The 21,435-nt window shown below is 68.6% G+C and carries 3 protein-coding genes; all 3 read left to right on the top strand.

What is annotated here, in order from left to right; all coding sequences use genetic code 11:
* Positions 1–588: 588 nt before the first annotated feature.
* The 3 genes from ACSFA7_RS24115 to ACSFA7_RS24105 are packed head-to-tail and all read left to right on the top strand — an operon-like array spanning position 589 to position 21,433.
* On the top strand, positions 589–1,971 hold the full coding sequence (locus tag ACSFA7_RS24115) for an MFS transporter (protein ID WP_435501696.1): 1,383 nt from the start codon (positions 589–591) through the stop codon (positions 1,969–1,971).
* Positions 1,968–17,939, top strand: coding sequence for an amino acid adenylation domain-containing protein (locus tag ACSFA7_RS24110; protein ID WP_435501695.1), 15,972 nt, complete (start codon positions 1,968–1,970; stop codon positions 17,937–17,939). Before ACSFA7_RS24115 ends, ACSFA7_RS24110 begins: the two co-directional genes overlap by 4 nt.
* Positions 17,936–21,433, top strand: a complete 3,498-nt coding sequence (locus tag ACSFA7_RS24105) for a non-ribosomal peptide synthetase (protein WP_435501694.1) — start codon at positions 17,936–17,938, stop codon at positions 21,431–21,433. The genes ACSFA7_RS24110 and ACSFA7_RS24105 overlap by 4 nt, the downstream gene beginning before the upstream one ends.
* Positions 21,434–21,435 lie beyond the last annotated feature (2 nt).

Raw genomic sequence — 21,435 nt, 5'->3', positions numbered from 1 at the left:
TTGGCCTTCAGTCAAAAGGCTCAATACGTTCTGTTGGATTTGTGACGCGGCCGTGTCGCACCGTTTCATCGAAATGGAACGAATCTTCTTAATTTTCGCAATGCCGTTCCAGTGTTGTTGCGAATTTAGGCCAACAAATTAAAACAATACGTCGTTTATTGCTAACGACCCCGGTGAATATCGCCGGGCCGGTCCTGCCCGATTACTGATGTCTCGTTGTCATCTGAACACATAGTAAAAACCCGGAATTGCGTTTCGAATTAGACTGTCTCCCTCTGTCAGTGAGGCGAATCCGCGCTGCCGCCGTGATTGAAAAAGAACGAATCTTGTAATTAATTTGGAGACCCCATGCTCAAAATTCTTATGGGGTTGCGCAAACAAATTTAAACATAAACGCCGCATCGTTCGTGTTATTTGCGTGACGCGCGTGGCCGCCATGAATGGAAATGGAACGAATTTTCTTAATCGATGGGCGTTCTCGATCTCAAGGATTCTCACCGTGTCCGCATCAAATAATTCGAATACTGCATCATTTGTATTAACCGTACCCGCGCTTTGGTGGGTGCGGTAATTCAGAGAGCGCGCGCCATGCAGGACGCCACCGCGACCGCGCCCCACGACGACCCGATCCCTTCGCTCATCCCGTTGCACCCCGCGCCGTCGCGCATCCGATCGACGTTCGCGCTGCTTTGGCTGAGCGAGACAGCCTTCGATCTGGGCACCACGCTCGTCAGCTTCGCGGTGGGCGTGTGGATCTTCTCCCGTACCGGCTCCGCGCAGGACTATTCGTTCTCGGTGCTCGCCGCCGCGCTGGCCGCGATGCTCGCCACGCCGTTCGCTGGCGCGCTGGCCGACCGGCACGACCGGCGCTGGGTGGTGCTGTCGTGCGATCTGGCCGCCATCGCGGGGACTCTCGCGATCGTGCTGGCCCTGACGACCGGTCGCCTCGGCATCGGCGCGTTGTACGCCTATGCCGCGGCCGCAGCGGCTGTCGGCGCGTTGCGACGCCCGGCGATCCGGGTGGCGGTCAGCCGCTTCGTGCCCAGGGACCGCTTCGCGCAAGTCGGCGGGCTGACCGGCATTTCGCGCGCGCTGGTGCAGGTCGGCGCGCCCGCCGCGGCCGGCTTCCTGATGGCGCGCATGGGCCTGCAGGGCGTGATGGCGATGCAGCTGTGCCTGCTGCTGGCCGGTGCCGCGCTGGTGTTCGCGGCCCTCACGCGGGCCGGCGGCGACGTGCGCGGCGGCCTGCGCGTCGGCGACTCGCCCGTTCGCACATCGCCCTGGGCCAGTTTTTCCGGCGGGCTCGCGTACCTGCGCGAACAGCCGTTGATGGCCGCCTTGCTGGGCTACGGCGCGCTGGTGCAGTGCCTGCTGGTGCTGGCAACGACGCTGGTCACGCCGATGGTGCTGTCCACGCATTCGAGCGACGTGCTGGGGCTGGTGATGTCGGTGGGCATCGTCGGCGGCCTGCTCGGCTCGGTGCTGGTCGCCACCGCCTTCATCCGGCGCGGGCTGATGCGGTGGGTGCTTGCCTGCGACGCGGTGCAGTGCGCGGCGGTGCTGCTCGCTGGCTGCACGACTTCGCCGGTCGGGTGGTGCACGGCGGCGTTTGTCTGCCTGTTCTGTGGCGCCACGTCGGTCGCGTGCTCGCATGCGCTGTGGATGCGCAAGGCGCCGGTGGGCCGTCAGGGCAGCGTGTTCGCGCTGATTACCGCGTCCAACATGCTGGTGATGTGCGTGGTGCTGCTGGCCGGCGGCTGGCTCGCCGACGCGGTGCTGGAGCCCGCGCTGCGCCCCGGCGGCGCGCTGGCAGCCACGGTCGGCGTGTGGTTCGGCACGGGGCCGGGGCGCGGCATCGGCTTGCTGTTCTTCGTGAGCGGCGCGGTCGGCCTGGTGCTGACCGTTCTCGCGCTTGGCCACCCGCGCCTGCGCCGGCTCGAAACGCTGGTGCCGGACGGCAGCGAATCATGAGCAGCGAAGTCCTCCATCCCCTGAGTTCGCCCCAGCAGGCGGTCTGGCTGGACCAGTCGCTCGCGCCCGACCTGCCTTGCTACAACATCGGCGTCGCGACGCGCCTGGAGGGGCCGGCCGATCCCGACCGGCTGGAGGCGGCGATCCGCGCGGTCGCCGGGCGCCACCAGGCGCTGCGCACCGTGCTGGAGCGCGGCGACAACGGGCCGATGCAGCGCTTCGCCGATACGGTGGTCGCTCCGCTGCAGCGCTTCGATTTCAGCGGCGAAGCCGATCCGGAGGCGAGCGCCTGGACGCACATGCGCGCCGCGTTCCTGGCCCCGTTCGCGCTGTATGGCCAGAGGCTGTGGCGCATGCAATGGCTGCAGGTCGCGCCCGGACGCGGCTATTGGCTCGCGTCCTTCCATCACCTGGTCGCGGACGGCTGGTCGGTATCGCTGATCGGCAATGCCGTGGCGGACGCCTACAACCGGCTCGGGCACGGCGAGCCCATGGCCGACGACGCTCACGCGGACGATGGCTACGAAGACTTCATTCGAAAGGACGCCGAGTACCTGGCCTCGCCGCGCTACGCCAATGACCGCGCCTTCTGGCTGCAGCGCCATGCGCGTCCAGCCGCGCCGCTGTTCGCGCACGCGCAACGCGGACGCGTCGGCCGCAAGGTCGAACAAGCCGTCTGGCAGCTGGACCGCGCCGACCACGACCGCCTGGGCGAAGTGGCCGCGGCCGAGGGCGCATCGAGCACGCATTTCCTCGCCGCCCTGCTCGCGGTGTACTTCGCAGGCCTGACCGGGCGCGAAGACGAGGTGGTGATCGGCATGCCGGTGCACAACCGCACCGGCGCGGCGCAAAGGCGCATGCCCGGCATGTTCTCCGGCGCGATTCCCGTCGGCATCGCGGTCGACCCCGAAGAGACCTTCGCGCAGACGCTGCGCCGCGTCGCCGCCGAACTCAAGCAGTGCTACCGCCACCAGCGCTATCCGCTGGCCGACCTGCATCGCGAACTCCTGGCCGGCGTGGGCGAGCGCCGCGGCCTGTTCGACCTCTCGCTGTCGGTCGAGTCCTTCCATGGCGACCTGGGGCTCGAAGGCATTCGCACCTCGGTGCTGCCGCTGCACAACGGCCACGAGCGCCAGCCTTTGGCGGTGTACGTGCGCGACTACGAGCACGGGCGGCCGGTGCACATCGAGTTCAACCACGACCCGGCGCTGTTCTCGACAGAGGAGATGGCCGCGCACCTGCGCCGGCTGCAGGGCCTGTGCCGTGCGACGATCAACGCGGCGGACACGCGCGTGCGCGACCTGCCGCTGATGGACGCGGACGAACGCGAACTCGTCGTGCACGGTTTCAACCGGCCGCGGCTCGACGCCGGCGCGTCGTCGTTGATTCACACGTTGTTCGAACGGCAGGCTGCACAACAGCCCGATGCTGTCGCCGTGCGGTTCGAAGACCAACAGCTGAGCTACGGCGAGCTCAACCGGCGCGCCAACCAGCTGGCCCATCACCTGCGGGCGCTCGGTGTCGGACCGGACGATCTCGTCGCGATCGGCCTGGAGCGCGGGCTCGATATGGTGATCGCGATCCTGGCCACGCTCAAGGCCGGCGGCGCCTATGTGCCGCTGGATCCGGTGTACCCGGACGAGCGCCTCGCGCACATGCTGTGCGACAGCGCGCCGGTGGCATTGCTCGGCGTCAGCGCCTTGCTTGGTCGCCTGCAAACGCCGGAGTCATGCAAGCGAGTGAACCTCCACCAGCAGGTGCTGTGGGCCGATGCGCCCGCCACCAATCCGCAGGTCGAAGGGCTCGCGCCATCGCACCTGGCCTACGTGATCTACACCTCGGGTTCGACCGGGCTGCCCAAGGGCGTGATGGTCGAGCACGCGCAGGTCAGTCGCCTGTTCGATGCGACGCGGGGATGGTTCGACTTCGGCCGCGACGACGTATGGACGCTGTTCCATTCCTTCGCCTTCGATTTCTCGGTGTGGGAGCTGTGGGGCGCGCTGATCCACGGCGGGCGCCTGGTGGTGGTGCCGCACGCAGTCAGCCGCGCGCCGGCGGAATTCCATCGGCTGGTGTGCGAGCAGGGCGTGACCGTGCTCAACCAGACGCCGAGCGCTTTCCGGCAGTTCGCCGCCGCTTGCCTTGCCGGCTCGTCGCGACTGCCGCCGCATGCGCTGCGCTGTGTCGTCCTTGGTGGCGAGGCGCTGGAGACGGCGGCGCTCAAGCCTTGGTACGCAGAGGCGCGCAACGCGGGCACGCGCCTTGTCAACATGTATGGCATCACCGAGACCACGGTGCACGTCACGTACCGCATGCTCGAACCTGCCGATGCCGGGCGCACCGGGGCGAACCCCATCGGCGTGCGGATTCCCGACCTGAGCGTGTACGTGCTCGATGCGCATGGACGGCCGCTGCCGGTCGGTTGCACGGGCGAGATGTACGTCGGCGGCGCCGGTGTCGCGCGCGGCTATCTGCGCCGGCCCGAACTGGACGCGCAGCGCTTCGTGCCCGATCCGTTCAGCGGCGTGCCGGGTGCGCGCATGTATCGCACCGGTGACCTGGGCCGCTATCTGGCCGATGGCAGCCTGGAATACATCGGCCGCAACGACCAGCAGGTCAAGGTCCGCGGCTTTCGCATCGAACTGGGCGAGATCGAGGCGCAGCTGTTGCGGCTCGATGGCGTCACCGACGCGGTCGCTGTCGCTCGCGAGGACATGCCCGGTGACGTGCGCCTGGTCGCTTATCTCGCTGCCCGGGCCGCGTTCGACCCGTCCGCCGCGCGTGCCGCCTTGCGCATGCACCTGCCGGACTACATGGTCCCCGCGGCCTTCGTCGTGCTGGACGCGCTGCCGCTGACGCCGAACGGCAAGCTCGATCGCAAGGCATTGCCCGCGCCGGACTCGCGCACCTGGCACCGGCGCGACCACGAGCCGCCGCAAGGCGCCACCGAATCGGCGCTGGCACGGCTGTGGGCCGAAGTGCTCGGCGTCGAGCGTGTCGGTCGCCATGACAACTTCTTCGAGCTCGGCGGCCATTCGATCCTCGCGGTGCAACTGTTGGACCACATGCAGCGCGAAGGCCTGGAGGTGGAGATCCGCCACCTGTTCGCCGAGCCGACCCTGAGCGCGCTCGCGGCCCGTGTGGCGCAGACCGGGCAGGGTGCGGCGCCGGTGCCCGCCAACGCCATTCCGCCGCAGTGCGAACGCATCACGCCGCAGATGCTGCCGCTGGTGCAACTGACCCAGGCGCAGATCGACCGGATCGCCGACGGTGTTGCGGGCGGCATGCGCAACGTGCAGGACATCTACCCGCTCGCGCCGCTGCAGGAAGGCATCCTGTTTCACCACCTGCTGCAAGGCGAGGGCGATGCCTACGTGCTGCCCGCTCTGCTGCGCTTTGACGACCGTGCGCGGCTCGACCGCTTCATGGCCGCATTGCAGCAGGTGATCGTGCGCCACGACATCCTGCGCACAGCCGTGCAGTGGGAGGGGCTGGACGCGCCGGTGCAGGTGGTCTGGCGCAGCGCTGCACTGACGCTGCAAGAGCCGCACCTCGATCCCGCCGATGGCGATGTGCAGGCGCAATTGCAGGCGCATGCCGATGCGCGGCGCGTGCGCCTGGACCTGCGCCGTGCGCCGATGCTGCAGGCCCACGCGGCCTTCGATCCGGTCTCGCGGCGCTGGCTGCTGCAACTGCTGCACCATCACCTGACACTGGACCACACCACCACCGAACTGATCCTGCACGAGGTGGTGGCACTGCTGCAGGGGCGCGCCGAAGGCCTGCCTGCGCCGGTGCCGTTCCGTGAGTTCGTCGTGCGGTCGCGCCAGGGCGTGAGCGATGCGGAGCACGAGGCGTTCTTCGGCGCGATGCTCGGCGACGTCGATGAGCCGACCGCGCCGTTCGGCTTGCGCGATGTGCAGGGCGACGGCTCGCAAGTCGCGCAGTCGCGCATGACGTTGCAACCGGCACTCTCGGCGCGATTGCGCGCGCTGGCCATGCGCCATGGCGTGGGCGCGGCCAGCCTGTTCCACCTGGCCTGGGCGCGGGTGCTGGCCCTTTGCAGCGGCCACGACGACGTGGTGTTCGGCACGGTGCTGTTCGGGCGCATGCAGGGCGGCGCGGGCATCGACCGCGCGATGGGCATGTTCATCAACACGTTGCCGGTGCGCATCGCGCTGGGCGGGCGTGGGGTGGCGCAGGGCTTGCGCGAAACGCATGCGGCACTGAGCGGACTGCTGCGCCACGAGCACGCTTCGCTGGTGCTGGCCCAGCGTTGCAGCGGTCTCGCCCCGAACACGCCTGCGTTCTCGGCGTTGCTCAACTACCGCCACAGCCGCCGCGAGAGCTTCGGCGGCAGTGAGATCGCCGAGGGCATGCACTACGTTGGCGGTCGCGATCTCACGAACTACCCGTTCAGCTTGTACGTCGACGATCTGGGTGGGGACTTCGTGCTCACTGCCGAGGTTCATACCTCGGTCTCGGCCGAACGCATCGCCGGGTTCGTGCAGCAGGCGTTGCAAGTCCTTGCGCAGGCTTTGGAAGAGGCGCCCGATACGCCGCTGCTGGCGCTCGATGCGTTGCCGGCCGAGGAGCGCGAGCGTGTGGTCCATGGCTTCAACGACACCCGATGCGAATACACCGCACCGGCCCTGGCGCACGAAGCCTTCGAGCAGCAGGCGGCCGCGCACCCGGATCGCATCGCGCTGGAGCTCGATGGGGCGCAGCTGAGTTATCGCGACCTGAACGAGCAGGCGAACCGCTTGGCGCGGCACCTGCGCAAGCTCGGGGTCGCAGCGGATGACCGCGTGGCGATCTGCGTCGAACGCAGCCTTGCCATGGTTGTCGCGATCCTAGCCACACTCAAGGCCGGCGGTGCCTGCGTACCACTGGACCCGACATACCCCGATGAACGACTGGGGCAGATGCTGCAGGGCAGCGAACCGGTGGTGGTGTTGAGCCAAGGTGTCCTGGCCGAGCGGCTTGGTGCGGCATCGGTCCTGCTCGACGAGGCCGAGCCCACGTGGGCCAACGCCTCCACGGCCAACCTGCACGCGAACGAACTGGGGCTGCACCCGGATCACCTGGCCTATGTGATCTACACCTCCGGCTCGACCGGTGTGCCCAAGGGCGTGGCGATGCCGCACCGCGGTCTGGTTAACCTGCTGGCCTGGCAGCGCGAGCGGTTGCCCGAGCCTGCGCGAACGCTGCAGTTCGCCGCGCTCGGGTTCGATGTCGCCTTCCAGGAGATCTTCAGCACGCTCGCCGGGGGTGGCACCCTGGTATTGCTGCGAGAGGCGCTGCGGCAAGACCTGCCTGCCCTGGCCGAATGGCTGGTCGAGGAGTCGATCGAGCGCTTGTTCCTGCCATACATCGCGCTGCACAACCTCAGCGAGCTTTGGTCGCATCGCGGCGCGCCGCTGCCGATGCTGCGGGATGTCATCACTGCGGGAGAGCAGCTTCGCATCACGCCGGCGATCCGTCGCATGTTCACGAGACACCCGCAGGCGCGGCTGCACAACCACTACGGGCCGACCGAGACGCACGTGATCAGCGCGCACACCTTGAGCGGGCCATCGGCGCAATGGGAAGACCTGCCGCTGATCGGCCGACCGATCGGCAACAGCCGCATCTACGTGCTGGACGCGCAGCGCAATCCGGTGCCGGTGGGCGTCGTCGGTGAGCTGTACCTGGGCGGCGTGCAGGTCGCACAAGGCTATCTGGCGCAGTCCGAACTCACCGAAGCGCGTTTCCTCACCGATCCCTACGGCGGCACGCGCATGTACCGAAGCGGCGACCTGGGCCGCTGGCGCGACGACGGGAGCATTGAATACCTTGGGCGCAACGACCATCAAGTGAAGATCCGCGGCTACCGCATCGAACTGGGCGAGATCGAGGCGCAACTGTCCCGCTTGCGCGGGGTGCGCGACGCGGCGGTGGTCGCACGCGAAGACCAGCCCGGCGAGAAGCGCCTGGTCGCGTACGTCACAGGTCATGTCGATGCCGGACAATTGCGCACCCAGTTGAGCCGGCACCTGCCGGACTACATGGTGCCGGTGGCCTATGTGGTGCTGGATGCATTGCCTCTGACGCCCAACGGCAAGCTCGACCGCAAGGCGCTGCCAGTGCCCGAAGGCGAGGCATTCGGCCAGCGCACCTACGAAGAGCCTCAAGGCGAAATCGAGCAGGCCCTCGCCGAGATCTGGTCGAAGCTGCTCGGTGTGCAGCATGTCGGCCGCAACGACGATTTCTTCGAACTCGGCGGCCATTCGCTGCTGGCCATCCAACTGCTCGAACAACTGCGCCGGCGCAGTTGGTCTGCCGACATCCGCTCGTTGTTCACGCATCCGAAACTGGCCGCATTGGCCGCGACGATCCGGCAGGACGATGCGGTGGTCGTCCCACCCCATCTGATTCCTCCCGGCTGCACTGCGATCGAACCGGCGATGCTGACGCTGGTCGATCTCGACGCGGCCGCGATCGAACGGATCGTCCACGCCACGCCCGGCGGCGCGGCCAACATCCAGGACATCTATCCCCTCGCCCCGTTGCAACAGGGCATCCTGTTCCACCACCTGCTGGAGCGTGACGCCGACACCTATGTGCTGCCGACGCTGCTCGAGTTCGACAGCAGGCCGCGCATGGACCGCTTCATCGCGGCCCTGTCGCAGGTGATCGAACGCCACGACATCCTGCGCACCGCGGTTCATTGGGACAACCTGGCCGAGCCGGTGCAGGTCGTGTGGCGGCGTGCCGGGTTCGTCGTAGACACGCTGACGTTGGAATCGGGCGTGGATGCAGCGGCTGAGCGCTTGCGCGCGCATCCGCAAGTACGCAGCCTGCACATCGATGTGCGCCGCGCACCCATGCTGCATGGCTTTGCCGCGCGAGGCGATGCCAGCGGGCGATGGCTGCTGCAGCTGTCCTATCACCACCTCGTGATGGACCACACGACGCTGGAGCGGCTGGTGGAAGAGATCGACGCGATCGAGCGCGGCGCCGCCGACGAACTGCCGTCCCCGGTGCCGTTCCGCAACTTCGTCGCGCAGTCGCGCCATGGCGTGAGCGAGGCGGAGCACGAGGCGTTTTTCCGCGCGATGCTCGGCGAGGTCGGTGAGCCGACTGCGCCCTTCGGCTTGCTCGACGTGCAGGGAGATGGCTCGCGGATCGAGCAGTCGCGACTGACCTTGCCGCCGGCGTTGTCGGCTCGGCTGCGCTTGCTTGCCATGCGCCACGGCGTGGGTGCGGCCAGCCTGTTCCACCTGGCCTGGGCCCGGGTGCTGGCCCTGTGCAGCGGCCGCGAGGATGTCGTGTTCGGCACGGTGCTGTTCGGACGAATGCAAGGCGGCGCCGGTTCCGAGCGCGCGGTCGGCATGTTCATCAACACGCTGCCGGTGCGCATCGCGCTGGGCGGGCGTGGGGTGGCGCAGGGCTTGCGCGAAACGCACGCGGCACTGAGCGGACTGCTGCGCCACGAGCACGCCCCACTGGTGCTTGCGCAGCGCTGCAGTGCGCTGCCCGCGCATGTGCCGCTGTTTTCCGCGTTGCTCAACTACCGGCACAGCCGCGTCGCGCGGGCGCAGGTGCTCGATGGCGTGCGACTGCTCGACGTGCGCGACCGCACCAACTATCCGTTCGGCCTGTACGTGGACGACGACGGAAGCGATTTCGAATTGACGGTGCAGGTCGATGCAGCGGCGTCGGCCGAACGCATCGCGGGGTTCGTGCAGCAGGCGTTGCAAGTCCTTGCGCAGGCTTTGGAAGAGGCGCCTGACACGGAGTTGTTGACCCTCGATGTGCTGCCGGCCGAGGAGCGCGAGCGTGTTGTCCATGGCTTCAACGACACCCGATGCGAATACACCGCACCGGCCCTGGTGCACGAAGCCTTCGAACAGCAGGCGGCCGCGCATCCGGATCGCATCGCCCTGGAACTCGATGGGGCGCAGCTGAGCTATCGCGATCTCAACGAGCAGGCGAACCGATTGGCGCGGCACCTGTGCCGGCTCGGCGTGGGCCCGGATGATCGCGTGGCGATTTGTGTCGAGCGCAGCCCGGCGATGGTGGTGGCAATCCTGGCCACGCTCAAGGCCGGTGGTGCCTGCGTGCCGCTGGACCCGACGTATCCCGATGAACGGCTGGCGCAGATGCTGCAGGGCAGCGAGCCGGTGGTGGTGCTGAGTCATCGTGGGTTGGCCGAGCGGCTGGATACCGTCGCGGTTCTGCTCGACGAGGCTGAGCCCGCGTGGGCCAACGCGTCCGCGGCCAACCTGCACGCGATCGAGTTGGGTCTGCGTCCTGAGCACTTGGCCTATGTGATCTACACCTCCGGCTCGACCGGCGTGCCCAAGGGTGTGGCGATGCCGCACCGTGGCTTGCTCAACCTGCTGGCCTGGCAGCGCGAGCAGTTGCCTGAGCCGGCGCGCACGCTGCAGTTTGCGGCACTCGGGTTCGATGTCGCCTTCCAGGAGATCTTCAGCACACTCGCCAGCGGCGGAACCCTGGTGCTGTTGCATGAGTCGCTGCGACAGGACCTGCCAGCCCTGGCTGAATGGGTGGCCGGGAAATCGGTCGAGCGGTTGTTCCTGCCGTACATCGCGCTGCAGAACCTCAGCGAACTCTGGTCACAGCGCGCCGAACCGCTGACGATGCTGCGGGATGTCATCACTGCGGGAGAGCAACTTCGCATCACACCGGCGATCCGCCGCATGTTCGCAAGGCACCCACAGGCACGATTGCACAACCACTACGGCCCGACCGAAACGCATGTGGTCAGCACGTACGCCTTGAGCGGCGTGCCCGACGAGTGGGACGATCTGCCGCCGATCGGTCGACCGATCGGCAACAGTCGAATCTACGTGCTGGACGCGCAGCGCAATCCGGTGCCGGCGGGCGTCGTCGGTGAGTTGTACCTGGGCGGGGTGCAGGTCGCGCAGGGCTACTTGGCGCAGCCAGAACTGACCGAAGCGCGTTTCCTGGTCGACCCGTTCCATGGGACGCGCATGTACCGAAGCGGCGACCTGGGCCGCTGGCGCGCCGACGGCAGCATCGAGTACCTGGGCCGCAACGACCATCAGGTCAAGGTGCGCGGCTACCGCATCGAACTGGGTGAGATCGAGGCGCAACTGGCTCGCTTGGACGGGGTGCGCGAAGTGGCGGTGATCGCACGCGAAGACCAGCCCGGCGACAAGCGATTGGTCGCATACCTCACAGGTCGCGCCGATGCCGCACAACTGCGCGCCCAGCTGAGCCAACACCTGCCGGACTACATGGTGCCGGTGGCCTATGTGGTGCTGGGTGCATTGCCGCTGACACCGAACGGCAAGCTCGACCGCAAGGCGCTACCGCTGCCCGAGGGCGAGGCCTTCGGTCAGCGCACCTACGAAGAACCGCAAGGTGAGATCGAGCAAGCCCTCGCCGACATCTGGACGCAGCTGCTCGGTGTGCAGCACGTCGGCCGCAACGACGATTTCTTCGAACTCGGCGGCCATTCGCTGCTGGCCATTCGCCTCATCTCCCAGGTCCGCGAACGCTTGGACGCCGAACTTGCGCTGGCCACCCTGTTTGCGCAGCCGCGCCTCGCCCCACTGGCCCGCGCCGTGGCCGCGGCGGGTCCGGGTGCGCTGGCCGCCATCGCGCTTGCCGACCGCAGCCGTCCGCTGCCGCTGTCGCCAGCTCAGCAGCGCCTGTGGTTCATCGCCAGCGTCGATGCACAGGCCAGCGTCGCGTACCACATCCCCGGTGCCTTGCGTATGCGCGGCGTTCTCGACCGCGTGGCGCTGCGCGCCGCGCTGGACCTGGTCGTCGCCCGACACGAAGCCTTGCGCACGCGCTTCGTCGCGATCGATGGCCAGCCGTGGCAGCACATCGATCCGCCCCGTGGCTTCGCGTTGCGGGAGCAGGACGCGGGCGGCTCGGATGCGGCGCAGATCGAAGCGCTGTGCCGCCAAGCCGCCGCCGAGCCTTTCGATCTCGCGGCTGCACCGCCGATTCGCGGCCTCCTGCTGCGTGTGGCGGACGAGGATCACGTGCTGCTGGTCGTGATGCACCACATCGTTTCCGACGGTTGGTCGCTGAGCGTGCTGATGCGCGAGGTCGCCATCGCCTACAGCGCACTGCGCGATGGGAAAGAGCCCTCTTTGCCTTCGCTGCCGGTCCAGTACGCCGACCACGCGGCCTGGCTGCACGAGCACCTGCAGGGCACGTCTGCGCAAGCCCGGCTGCAAGCGTGGGTCGAGCAATTGCAGGGCGCTCCGTCACTGGTCGAACTGCCCTGGGACAGGCCACGAGCAGCGCTGCAGGACTATCGCGGCGCGAGCTTCGAGGTCGGTCTCGATGCCGAATCCACACAAGCCTTGCGCGCGCTCGGCCGGCGCCACGGCGCAACCCTCTACATGGTCGTGCTGGCCGCGTGGGCCGCCGTGGTGGCGCGCTACAGCGGCCAGCCGCAAGTCGTGATCGGCAGCTCGCACGCCGGCCGCGGCCGGGTCGAGATCGAGCCGTTGATCGGCTGCTTCATCAACACCCAGGCGCTGAAAATCGTGCTGGATGGACAACCCACCGTCGCCGACCTGCTGGCCCAGGTGCGCCACACCGCGTTGCAAGCGCAGGCGCGCGAAGACGTGCCCTTCGAACGCCTGGTCGAGGCGCTGAACCCGCCGCGTTCGATGGCCCAACACCCGGTGTTCCAGCTGATGCTGGCCTGGCACAACACGCCCGCTGTCGCGCTGGAGTTGGCCGGCCTTGCCGTCGAACGCGTCGAGAGCCTGCCCGCCGGCGCGCAGTTCGACCTGGCGCTGGACCTGCAGGAGGAGGGCGACCGCATCGCAGGCAAGCTCAACTACGCCACCGCGTTGTTCGACGAGACGACGGTGCGCCGGCACTGGCACAGCCTGGTGGCGATGCTGCGCGGCATGGCGGCCGACGAAAGCCAGCCGGTCGATCGCGTCGCATGGATTGACAGCGATGAGCGTCATCAGTTGCTGCACACCCTCGCCGAGGGCGCGCCTGCGCAGCCCGAACACGCGTTCGCGCATGCGGCCTTCGAACGGCAGGCCGTGCGGCAGCCACAGGCGATCGCGCTGGAACACGATGGCGAACGGCTCAGCTACGGCGCACTCGATCGGCGCGCCAACAGGCTCGCCCACCACCTGCGCCACCTCGGCGTCAGCGCCGAAGAGCGCGTCGCGCTGTGCCTGCCGCGCGGGTTCGAACTGGTCGTCGCGGTGCTGGCCACGCTCAAGGCCGGTGCTGCGTATGTGCCGCTCGATCCGTCCTATCCGGACCAGCGGCTGGCATGGCAACTGGAAGACTGCGCGCCGTCGGTGCTGCTGACGAATTCCGTCCTGCGCCCGCGCCTCCAACCGCCGCCGGACTGCACGATGATCGCGCTCGACGAGCACGCGTCATGGGCGACCGCGCCCGCACATGCACCCGATCAAGACGGCCTGCCCGGCGACGGCTCGCACCTCGCCTATGTGATCTACACCTCAGGCTCGACCGGTACGCCCAAGGGCGTGATGGTCGAGCACCGGCAGCTGTCTCACCAGATCGCTGCGTTGCAATCGCTCTACAACTTCAGCGCCGAAGACCGCGTGCTGCAGTTCTCAGGTCTCGGCTTCGACGTCGCCGGCGAGGAAATCTTCGGCGCGCTCAGTCATGGCGCAACGCTCGTGCTGCGCACCGACGAATGGCTCGCCGAACCCTCGCAGTGGTGCGCGCTGTGCGCCGCGCACCGGCTCACCGTGGCCAATCTGCCGACGCTGTTCTGGCAGCGCATCGCCCAGGCGAGCGATGCGGTGTTGCCGCCGTCGCTGCGCCAGCTCGTGATCGGCGGCGATACGGTCGCCGCCACCGCGCTCGATGCGTGGTGGCGGCGCGACGGCCATCGCCCGGCACTTGCCAACGCCTACGGCCCGACCGAGACCACGATCAACGCGACCGTCGCGCTGTGCCGTGTCGAGGACTCGCCACAGAGCATCGGCCATCCGATCCCGAACGCCCGTGTCTACCTGCTCGATGCGTACGGTGAGCCGGTGCCCATCGGTGCCGTCGGCGAGATCTGGATCGGCGGCGCCGGCGTGGCGCGTGGCTACCTGCATCGGCCCGAGCTGACCGCACAGCGTTTCGCGGCGGATCCGTTCGCGACGCCATCGGCGGATGTGCCAATGCCGCGCATGTACCGCAGCGGCGACCTCGGCCGCTGGCGCGCCGACGGCTCGATCGAGTTCCTCGGCCGCGACGACCGGCAGATCAAGATCCGCGGCTTTCGCATCGAGCCCGGCGAGATCGAGGCCGCGCTGATGCGCGTGGACGGTATCCGTGAAGCAGCGGTGATCGCCACAGAAGGCCAGGGTGATGACAAGCGGCTATTGGCCTATGTGGTTGCGGACAACTCACTCGATGCGGCGCAGTGGCGCGTGCGTCTGGCGGAGCATTTGCCCGATCACATGCTGCCGGCCGCGTTCGTGCGGCTCGACGCGCTGCCACTCAACGCCAGCGGCAAGCTCGACCGTGCCGTGCTTCCTGCGCCGGACGATGGCGCCTATGCGCAGCGCACCTACCAGGCACCGCAGGGCGCGCACGAGCAGGCACTCGCGCAAGTATGGTCGTCGCTGCTCGACATCGAGCGCATCGGCCGCGACGATGGCTTCTTCGAACTCGGCGGACATTCGCTGCTGGCGGTGCGGATGCTTTCGCAACTGCGCCAGCGCTTGGGCATCGAGCTCGCGCTGACGACGGTGTTCGCCCGGCCACGGCTCGCGGAGTTGGCGAGCGAGATGGCGCGGGCCGCGCCCGTCGCAGCCGATCCGATCACGAAGGTGGACCGCAGTGCGCCCTTGCCGTTGTCGCATTCGCAGCAGCGCTTGTGGTATGTGACGCGCATCGATGCACAGGCCGGCGCGGCCTATCACCTTCCTGCCGCGCTGCGCCTGCGCGGCGCACTGGATCGCATCGCGCTGCAGCACGCGTTGGACCGCATCGTCGCGCGCCATGAATCGCTGCGCGCGCGCTTCGTCGTCATCGACGGCGAGCCGCGCCAGCGCATCGAGCCGGTGCACAGCGTCCAGCTGGTCCATCGCGAACTCGACGAACCCGGCGGCGACGCCCTGCGCGCACTGTGCCAAGCCGAGGCCGCAGCGCCGTTCGATCTCGCGTGCGACCCACCGCTGCGCGTGCAGTTGTTGCGCCTCGCCGAAAACGACCACGTGCTGCTCGTCACGATGCATCACATCGTCTCCGATGGCTGGTCGCTCAGCGTGATGGCGCATGAGTTCTCCACCTTGTACGGCGCGTTCCGCCGCGGCGAACCCGATCCGCTGCCGGCCTTGCCGATCCAGTACGGCGACTACGCCGCATGGCAGCGCCGCCGCGTGCAGGGCGAGGCGCTGCGGCCGCAGTTGCAGTATTGGGTCGAGCGCTTGCGCGATGCGCCACCGCTCATCGGCCTGGCCACCGACCGACCGCGGCCGCCGCAGCAGGACTACCGCGGCGCCAGCATCGACGTCGGTCTCGACCAGACGTTGACGCGCGAGCTGGGCGCGCTGGCGCAGCGCCACGGGGTCACGGTGTACATGACCCTGCTCGCCGCTTGGGCGGCGGTGCTTGCGCGGCTGAGCGGCCAGTCGCAGGTGGTGCTCGGCAGCAGCATCGCCGGGCGTGACCGGGCCGAGTTCGAGCCGTTGATCGGCTTCTTCGTCAACGCGCAGGCGCTGCGCCTAGACATCGACGACGGCCTGGCTGTCGGCGAACTTCTCGAACAGGCCCGACAGGTCGCACTGCAGGCGCAGCAACACCGCGACGTGCCGTTCGAGCAGGTGGTCGAGGCGCTCAATCCGCCGCGCTCGAGCGCTTTCAATCCTGTCTATCAAGTGCGGCTGGCCTGGCAGAACACGCCGCCCGCGCGCTTGCAACTCGACGGCCTCGAATTCGACAACCTCGCGAGCCATGCCGGCAGCGCGCAGTTCGATCTCTCGCTCGACCTGGAACCGGTGGGCGAGCACATCGCCGGCCAGTTCAACTACGCCACCGCGCTGTACGACGAGGCCACGGTGCGGCGCCACTGGAATGCGCTGGTGGCGATGCTGCGCGGCATGGTGGCCGACGCCGCCGCGCCCGTGGACCGCATCGACCTGATGACCGGGGACGAACGCGCGCAGGTGCTGCATGCATTCAACGCCGGTGGAAATACCGACTGCAACGAACTGCTGCATCGCCTGTTCGAAGCGCAGGTCGCCGCGAAGCCACGCACGCTCGCGCTTGCATACGAAGACGACGCGCTCGACTACGGAGAACTCAACCGTCGCGCCAACCGCATTGCCCATCATCTGCACGGCCTGGGCGTGCGGCCCGACGACCGCGTCGCGCTGTGTCTGGAGCGCAGCGTGGACCTGGGCGTCGCGCTGATGGCGACGCTCAAGGCCGGCGGCGCCTGCGTGCCGCTGGACCCGGTGCATCCCGACGATCGCCTCGCCCACATGATGGCCGACAGCGCGCCGATGGCAGTGCTGACCCAAGCCCGCCTGCGCGATCGCTTGCGGGTGCCCGAGGGCTGCGCGGTGCTGGTGCTCGACGACGCATCGCCGCCCTGGAGCGATGCGCCCACGAACAATCCCGAAGTGGCGGGTCTCACGCCGGCCCACCTGGCCTATGTGATCTACACCTCAGGCTCGACCGGCGTGCCCAAGGGCGTGATGGTCGAGCACCGCCAAGTGCTGAACTTCTTGCAGGGCCTGGAGCAGCGTATCCACGGCACGGCGCCGGATTGTCGGCGCGTGGCGTGGAATTCGTCGGTTGGTTTCGACATGGCGGTGAAGGCCTGGGGCCAACTCATGTTCGGCCGCAGCGTGTACCTGCTGCCCGAGCGCACTCGCCTGGATGCGGAGGGCTTGCTCGACTTTCTGGAGCGGCATGCGATCGAGGCGATGGAATGCACGCCCTCGCACCTTCGCATGCTGCATGCGGCCGGCTTCGGCCGGCGGCGCGCGGGTTCGCTGCGCAAGCTGCTGCTCGGCGGCGAGGCGCTCGATGCCGCGACGTGGCGGCACCTCGCCGAAGCCGGCACGGTGCAGTTCCACAACATGTACGGGCCGACCGAATGCAGCGTCGACGCCACCTGCGGCCCGGTCAGCGGTGAGGTGCCGCATATCGGCCACCCGATGCCCGGCGCGCGCGTCTACCTGCTCGATACGCACGGTGAGCCGGTGCCGATCGGCGCGGCCGGAGAGATCCACATCGGCGGCGCCGGGGTCGCGCGCGGCTACCTGGGGCGGCCAGATCTCACCGCCGAACGCTTTCTGCCCGATCCGTTCGCGGCCGGCCGGGGTGCGGCGCGCATGTACCGTACCGGCGACCTCGGCCGCCGGCGCGCCGACGGCAGCATCGAATACCTGGGCCGCAACGACTTCCAGGTCAAGATCCGCGGCTACCGCATCGAGCTCGGCGAGATCGAGGCGCGGCTCGCGCGGCTGGACGGCGTGCGCGAGGCCATCGTGGTGGCGAGCGCCGAGCCGCCCGGCGAGCCGCGCCTTGTCGCCTACCTGCTCGCGCAGCCGGGCGCTGCCGTGGAGCCCGCGGCGCTGCGCGCGCAACTCGGTGCGCAGCTGCCCGACTACATGCTGCCCGCCGCCTGCGTCGTGCTCGCGGCCTGGCCGCTGAATGCGAACGGCAAGCTCGACCGCAAGGCGCTGCCACCGCCCGGTGACGACGGCCTTGCGCGGCACGCCTACGCCGCGCCCGAGACCGAAATCCAGATCCGTCTCGCAGCGGTGTGGAGCGAACTGCTCGGCGTCGAGCGGGTCGGCCGGCATGACAACTTCTTCGAGCTCGGCGGGCATTCGGCGCTGGCGATCCAGCTGATCCATGCCATGAGCGCGCAGCAGCTGCAGGTCGATGTGCAGATGGTCTTCAACGCGCCGACCTTGGCCGACCTCGCCGCGGCGACCGTGCAGCTGGAGGAGATCGTCCTGTGAGCCCGTCGCAATTGCTCGACACACTGGCCGCGCGCGGCCTCGCCCTGCGCCTGGACGGCGAGCGGCTGGCGCTGCAGGGCGATGCGCGCCTGCTCGCCGATCCGGCGCTGGTTCTGGCCTTGCGCGAGTGCAAGCCCGAGCTGATAGCGCTGTTGCGCGAACGCCAACGCAGCGACCCTCTGACGTACCGCATCGACGAAACGGCCGAGGCGATCACGCCCGCCATGCTGCCGCTGCTGGCGCTCGAGCAGGACGCGATCGACCGCCTCGTGGCGCAAGTGCCGGGTGGCGTGCGCAATGTGCAGGACATCTATCCGCTTGCGCCGCTGCAGGAGGGCATCCTGTTTCATCACCGGCTGCACAGCGAAGGCGAGGGCGCCGATGCCTACGTGATGCCGACGCTGCTGCGCTTTGACCACCGCGAACGGCTGGACAGCTTCGTGCAGGCCCTGCGCGAGGTGATTGCGCGCCATGACATCCTGCGCACCAGCGTGTACTGGGAGGGCCTGGAGCAGCCGGTGCAGCTGGTCCAGCGCAAGGCCGACCTGCGCATCGACGTGCTGTCCACTGCGCCCGCACAAGAGGCGAAGGCGCATCTGCGCGCCTTGGCCGGCGCGCGGCTTGACGTTCGCCGCGCGCCGATGCTGCGCGGACACGCGATCGAGGAGCGCGACAGCGGCCATTGGCTGCTGCAACTGTTGCACCATCACCTGATCCTCGATCACACCGCGTCGCAGTTGCTGGTGCAGGAGGTCATGCTGATCCTGCAAGGGCAGCGCGAGCGCCTGCCGGCGCCGGTGCCGTTCCGGCGCTTCGTCGCGCAGGCTCTCGAGAGTGCGGCAGATGGCGAACACGAAGCCTATTTCCGCCGCGTGCTCGGCGATGTCGAAGAGACCACCGCGCCGTTCGGATTGAGCGATGTGCGCGGCGACGGCAGCGGCGTCGTGCAGGCACGCAGCGAACTCGATGCCTCGCTGGCGCAACGCCTGCGTGAACAGGCGCGGCGTCGCGGCGTCGGCACGGCCAGCGTGTTCCACCTGGCCTGGGCGCTGGTGCTCGCGCGCTGCAGTGGTCGCGACGACGTGGTGTTCGGCACGGTGCTGTTCGGCCGCCTGCAGGCCGGCGCCGAGGCCACGCGCGCAATGGGCATGTTCCTCAACACCTTGCCGCTGCGCGTGCGCGCGGAGGGGGCAGGAACCGAAGCGGCGCTGCACCGCGTGCATGCCCAGCTGGCCGAGCTGCTGCGCCACGAGCACGCCTCGCTGGGCCTGGCCCAGCGCTGCTGCAGCTTGCCGGCCGGCGCGCCGCTCTTCACCAGCCTGCTCAACTACCGCTACAGCCGCCGCGAAGGCGAGGGCGCAGAGCTGCCGGGCATCGAATCGCTGGGAGGGCACGACCGCACCAACTATCCGTTCGTGCTGCATGTGGACGACCACGGCGACGGCTTCGGCCTCACCACCGAGATAGACCGCAGCGTGGATTCGCGGCGAATCTGTGGCTTCGTCGTGCAGGCGCTGCATGCGCTGGTCGATGTGCTCGAACGCGAGCCGCAGCGGCCGCTGGAGCGCATCGATGTTCTACCCGGCGAAGAGCGACAGAAAGTGGTGGTCGATTTCAACGCCACAGCCGTCGAATACCCGCGCGGCCTGTTGCTGCACCAGCTGTTCGAGCGCCAGGTCGCGCAGCGCCCCGACGCAACCGCGCTGATATTCGAAGACCGTCAGCTCAGCTACGCCGAACTCGATGCCCGCGCCAACCGGCTGGCACGGCAGCTGCGCGCGCTCGGTGTCGGGCCGGACGAGCGCGTGGGCGTGTTCATGCAACGCAGCGAGATGCTGGTGGTCGCATTGCTCGCGGTCCTCAAGGCAGGCGGTGCCTACCTGCCGCTCGACCCTTCGCACCCCTCGGAGCGCCTGCGGCAGATGCTCGACGAGGCCGGGCCCGTGGTGGTGCTGGCCGATCCGGAGCTGGCACCGCGCCTGCCGAAGGCGCGCACGCTGGTGCTGGACCGCGACACGCCTTCGGTCGCTTTCGCCGAGCCGGACGCCCCCGAGCCGACGCTCCATGAAGCGCACCTGGCCTACGTGATCTACACCTCCGGTTCGACGGGCCGCCCCAAGGGCGTGATGAACGAACACCGCGGCATCGTCAATCGCCTGCACTGGATGCAGCAGGCCTACGCGCTGGCACCCGACGACGTGGTGCTGCAGAAGACACCGTTCGGCTTCGACGTGTCGGTGTGGGAGTTCTTCTGGCCGCTGATGTCCGGCGCGCGGCTGGTGCTCGCGCGGCCGGACGGGCACAAGGATCCGGCCTACCTCGGCGAGCTGATCCGCGCGCGCGGTGTGACGACGCTGCATTTCGTGCCGTCGATGCTGCAGGTGTTTCTCGCGCACCCCGATGCGGCCAACGGCTGCGCGGACCTGCGGCGCGTGGTCTGCAGTGGCGAAGCGCTGCCGGCTGCGCTCGCGCGCCGGTGCCGCGAGCGCCTGCCGCACGCGCGCCTGTACAACCTCTACGGCCCGACGGAAGCAGCGGTGGATGTCAGTGCCTGGACCTGCAGCGACAACGATGGCGATGCCGTGCCGATCGGCCGGCCGATCGCCAATACCCGTCTGTACCTGCTCGACGCTGCACTGCGCCCCGTGCCGGTCGGCGTGGCAGGCGAGCTGTACATCGGCGGTGTGCAGGTGGCGCGCGGCTACCTCAACAGGCCGGACCTGACGGCGCAGCGTTTCATTGCCGACCCCTTCGCTGAAGGCGGTCGCCTCTACCGCACCGGGGACCTCGGCCGTTGGCGCGCCGACGGCGTGATCGACTACCTGGGCCGCAACGACTTCCAGGTCAAGCTGCGCGGGCAGCGCATCGAGCCGGGCGAGATCGAGGGGCAACTGCGCGCGCTCGAAGGCATCGCCGAGGCCGCAGTGCTCGCGCGCGAAGACCGTACCGGCACTCTGGCGCTGGTCGCCTATGCAGTGCCGACATCGCTCGACGCCATCCTGGAGCCCGCGCAACTGCGCAGTCGGCTCGCCGAGCGCCTGCCCGAGCACATGCTGCCGACCGCCTACGTGTGCCTCGCTGCACTTCCCTTGACTAGCAACGGAAAGCTGGACCGCAAGGCGCTGCCGGCACCGAAAGACGAAGCCTTCGGCCATCGCACCTACGCGTCGCCACAGGGCGAGATCGAGCACGCAGTGGCCGCGATCTGGTCGCAGCTGCTCGGCATCGAGCGTATCGGCCGCCACGACAGCTTTTTCGCGCTTGGCGGGCACTCGCTGCTCGCGGTGCAACTGCTCGAACACCTGCGCCGCCGCGGCTGGTCCATCGACGTGCGTGCGGTCTTCACCCGGCCCGAACTGGCCGCGATGGCCGAGGCCGTGCGGATCGCGCCCCGCATCGAGGACGTGCCGCACAACGCGATCCCCGCGCCACCTGCCGCGGAGGAGGCCGCATGGGATGCCGCCGATTCAGAAACCGAGGAGTTCAGACTGTGAAT

The sequence above is a fragment of the Variovorax trehalosi genome (genome assembly GCF_051216415.1).
Taxonomy (GTDB): domain Bacteria; phylum Pseudomonadota; class Gammaproteobacteria; order Burkholderiales; family Burkholderiaceae_C; genus Variovorax.
Note: the sequence above shows the minus strand (reverse complement) of the source record. Positions and strands in the feature narration are given on the sequence as shown.

Excerpts from the sequence above, each read along its gene's own strand:
- ACSFA7_RS24115 (WP_435501696.1), top strand. The coding sequence starts at position 589 with ATGCAGGACGCCACCGCGACCGCGCCCCACGACGACCCGATCCCTTCG.
- ACSFA7_RS24110 (WP_435501695.1), top strand. The coding sequence starts at position 1,968 with ATGAGCAGCGAAGTCCTCCATCCCCTGAGTTCGCCCCAGCAGGCGGTC.